Here is a 4,285-nt window from a genome sequence, read left to right on the forward strand (position 1 = left end):
AGTAATTGCAAAACAACCAGTACGGGTCTCAAGTTATTTGGATGGAACTTTAGTAGGGGATAATATGGATCAACGTTTTGGAAAAGTATTGAATCGTAGATCGTACATGAGAGGAGGATAGTTTAATGAATGAGAAAACTCGTGTATATCTTGCATTTTCTGATGAAATTGTCGAATTGACAAATAATTCTTATCTGAGATTGATTGACATTAATATAGGTATGCCAGTGGCAAAAAATGAGTTTGTTGAATTTTCTGGCACGAATGGAAAGCGTCTTTCGAACAGCTCGTTTGACGCTTTTCCTATTACTCTCTCATTTGATATTCGAAGTAGAGAGCAATCAATGTTTGACTTAGTTTTACAAAAGACGGAACTCCGCGAATTGTTTACTAGAGAACCAGAATTTTATCTAATTTACAGCAAAGAACCAGGCAAAAAATATCGAGTAGTTTATGATTCTATTGACGACGAAAGAAAAGGCACAATTTACACAAGATATACTGTAAATCTGGGAGCTATCAGAGGATATTCTGAATCAATCGCAACCACTTTAACGGATTTCAATCTAGAAGAAGAATGGCAGTTCTCGCAAGGTCTAGTGGCGGAAGATTACAAGTACACGCATCAGACTAGTCACTTCATTATTTACAATGCTGGAAGCTTTGAAATTGATCCACGTGAACATTATCTGCGGATCGCATTAGAAGGAGAATCAGAAGGAAATGTGACGATTTTCAATAAAACAACTGGCGATCGATTTATTTACTATCCATCACTTTCTACGAATCTCGGACAGACATTAGTCTTGGATGGCGTGATTCCAAAATTGAACGGTGTAAGTTGTGGGATCAATACGAATCATGGCCTAATCAATTTGGTTGAGGGAGCCAATGAAATCGAGATCCAAAATATTACTCGCGTGAAATCTTCATGGGATTTCCGTTTCTTATATAAGTAGGTGATTGAGTGACTGATTTAATTATTCGAAATTATGAACAAACCAAAGAAGAAATCCTTGTCGGTTATGACAAGGGTTCTTTTTATGAAAACTGGCAACAAAATGAAACGTGGGAGATTGGCTTTACCGTTACCAGCAATTCGTTGAATCAAGAAGTATTTGATTTAGTTGAATACGAGTCTTCTGTTTTCTACAACGGACAGGAATTTATAATCAAAGAAATGACTCGCAAAGCACTTGGACAGTTGTTGACGAAACAAGTGGTTGCGACACATATCTATTACACGGTTCAAGATGGCTATCAGTACGATACAGTAACTGGTGCGAGATCTATTAGCCAGTTACTCACGCATATATTTAGTGCAGGGAGTCGTGGCTTTTCATGGGAAGTCATTGATCCAAACAAGAAATTCCTTACAGTCGAACAAGAAAACTTTGGTAATGCGAATTACTTGAAGCTGATCAATGAGATTCTGTCTGACTATAATGCAGTTGTGATTCCGAATAATAAACATCTAACTTTCTATCCTGCCAGTGAGTACGGCCAGCGGACGGAAGAACAGATTCGCTATAAATACAATACAGATGAAGTGTCATTCGATATTGATACGTACAGTCTAAAGACACAAATCAAAGGCTATGGAAAATTGAAGGATGGTGCAAATACTGAGAATCCTAAAGATAGTGACTATAGATTTACTCCTATCACTTACACAAGTCCTGAATCACAGAAGTGGGGAATCAGGATACAAGATCCTGTTAAAGATGAACGGTATACTGTATCAGGAAACATGCTCGAGCGGTTAAAGACAGACTTGCAAGATTATCCAAGTATTTCGGGATCCGTAACCTTAAAATGGAAAATCAGTCCCAACAAAGGTGACCATGTCCCATTCATTTATGAACCTTTGAATACCAATACGTACATTCAAGTGGTAGGAATCAAGACGTATCCAGCGATACCAAATAAGCCACCAGAAATCACATTGAGCAACACAAAGAAAACAATGACGTCAATACTCGCTGAAATGGCACAGAAAGGAGTGATTTGATGGGGTTATTAAAATTAATCAGTAACCGTATCTCTACGGAATGGAAAGAGAAATTTAATAAAAACATTGATTACCTCAATGATCTTGAAAAGAAACTATCTGATCAAGACAAAACAACGAACAGTCGTATTGATAATCTCGTAATCAACTCGGGCGGTGATTCACCAAACGAAGTAGTGGATGCACGGGTAAACAATAGAGGAGAAACCTTTCCTACGTTACACGGCAGATTGGTAGAACATGAAAACCTGACAGATGAACAAATTAGTGAATTAATTACAAATGCCGCTAGTCAAAAAGCACAAGTGGAGCAATTAAACAAAGCAGTCCAACAAATCATTGGAGGGTATAACGAACCTATCAATATTTATGTTTCAAAAAATGGAAACGATCAGACTGGAGATGGATCCCAAGAGAAACCATTTCTCACGATTCAAACTGCAGTTAATTCAGTTCCGCTCATTACTACATCATCTGTCACCATCTGGATTAGCGATGGGGTGTATTTGGAAGATGTATTTGTCAATGGTTTAACATTTAGAACGTTTGTCATACGTCCTCTAAATGATACTAGCATGTTAGACCCTCAAGTGTCTGATTGTCCAGTTAAAGTTAGAAGTATTATGTTCGCAACATGTACTGGCTATTGTCAAATCGTTGGAATGCAGATCGTTGACACTGCAAATTCTCCTCTCTTTCAAGGAAGACAGTATGGAATTGTCAATGAACAGAGTGGCTATATGGCTATTAGTCAGTGTAAATTTGCGGAGAATACTAAATCATTGGCATATAACGCTGTATACGTAGGTGGGACTTCTAAGATGAATATGTATGGTTCAACAACATTCATTAATCAAGACATAGCTGTGCAAGTTCGTTTGCTATCAGAGTTTAGCGTGGGCGACTTGAAAGGTTCAGGCAATAGCATTGGGGTGTACGTTGATGCAGCAACTGCTAGATATGCCAAGCCAGCTGCAGGATTTGCAACAACTGAAAATAAAATTATCGGCAGAGGTTTGATTATCAACAATGGGCAGGTGTTAAGTTGATGGTTTATAAAATGAATGAATCGATCATTGTGATCCAAGCGGAAGCAATTAAGCCCAATGATACGAATGTTGTTTTTTGGTCGCATGATCGAGGAACGGCTAAGCTTCGAATGAAGTTAGTTCGGAAAAACGGCATCCCTCAAAGCTTACCCGAAGGAACTACGGTTCCTATTCGTCTGATATTTAAATCTGCAACAGCAGAAGACGGATATGGAAAACATGACTATCTTGCCACCATTGAAGATCGTGTGAATGGCATTGTGTCTATCGTATTAGAAGATAATATTTTAGGATATGTCGGAAAAGTAGAAGGTAGCGTATATATTGATTTCCCAAACGACCGCTCGTTAGATACAGCTGGTCGTTTTACTTTTGACATCAAACGCAGTCCAATCGATGATAGTACGCCAGAATTGGAAGATTATTATTTCAATGGTTTCAGTCAGACCATTGATAAAATCGAGAAAATTCTAGCTGATGGAAAGCAAGAGATTGATCAGAAAATTGCGGAATCTGAAACGCAGATTGATGCGAAACTGAAAGACACAAACGACAAAATCACGAAAGCCAATCAAGATGTCGCAACTCTCAATACTAATATTGATAAGGCAAATGATCGTATTGATCAAACGAATCAGCAAATCGGCGATCTCGGCAAGTTGAAGAAAATGTACAGCAATAGCATCGACTTCGGGGACTATGATTATAGTGGGAATCCGAATTTAATAATACCGTTAAAAGCTAGTAATTTTTATACGCAGTCTGGTGTTACTGTGGAAGATGCTGGGAATGCCTTAAAAGTAACTTTCACTAAAACTGATGGGGCTGCTTTTTTAGAATCTATGAAAAATATTCCAGCTTTATTACCAAATACTCAATATACATTAAGTGCAGATGTTACCGTTTCTGAGGGATACACAGGAAAACTAGAAAATTTAAGGTTAGGTTATAGGAAAAGTCCTAACGGAACGATTATATTACCGTTAACAGGTAAAGATGCTTCTGTTGGTCAGAAGACTAGAATATATACAACAGCCAATTCTAGCGCTGCAACAGACCCATCAAAGTTTGATAGAATGTACTTCACAATTAATACAACATCAACAGAACCATTTGTTGGAACGGTTTTAATCGAAAATATTAAAGTTGAGCAAGGAACAAACGCTACACCATACCAGCCCAACTTACTAGATGACCCTTACTGGCTAGGTAAAGCGCCTTTGGG

Annotated in this window: 4 protein-coding genes; all 4 read left to right on the top strand. The window is 38.0% G+C overall.

All coding sequences use genetic code 11. The annotated features are described in order from the left end of the window. Positions 1–125 precede the first annotated feature (125 nt). Positions 126–959: a phage tail family protein gene (locus RW092_RS15655; RefSeq protein WP_316002685.1), complete on the top strand. Its 834-nt coding sequence runs from the start codon at positions 126–128 to the stop codon at positions 957–959. Between the two features lie 8 nt (positions 960–967). Then, a complete protein-coding gene (locus tag RW092_RS15660; RefSeq protein WP_316010639.1) occupies positions 968–2,011 on the top strand; it encodes a phage tail protein in 1,044 nt (347 codons plus the stop codon). After that, positions 2,011–3,060: a hypothetical protein gene (locus RW092_RS15665; protein ID WP_316002687.1), complete on the top strand. Its 1,050-nt coding sequence runs from the start codon at positions 2,011–2,013 to the stop codon at positions 3,058–3,060. Before RW092_RS15660 ends, RW092_RS15665 begins: the two co-directional genes overlap by 1 nt. An 11-nt stretch (positions 3,061–3,071) precedes the next feature. Next, on the top strand, positions 3,072–4,285 hold a 1,214-nt coding region (locus RW092_RS15670; RefSeq protein WP_316010640.1), incomplete at its 3' end, for a BppU family phage baseplate upper protein.

Origin of the sequence: Paenibacillus sp. 3LSP (assembly GCF_032465655.1) — a bacterium.
In the GTDB taxonomy this organism is placed as follows: Bacteria; Bacillota; Bacilli; order Paenibacillales; family Paenibacillaceae; genus Fontibacillus; species Fontibacillus barengoltzii.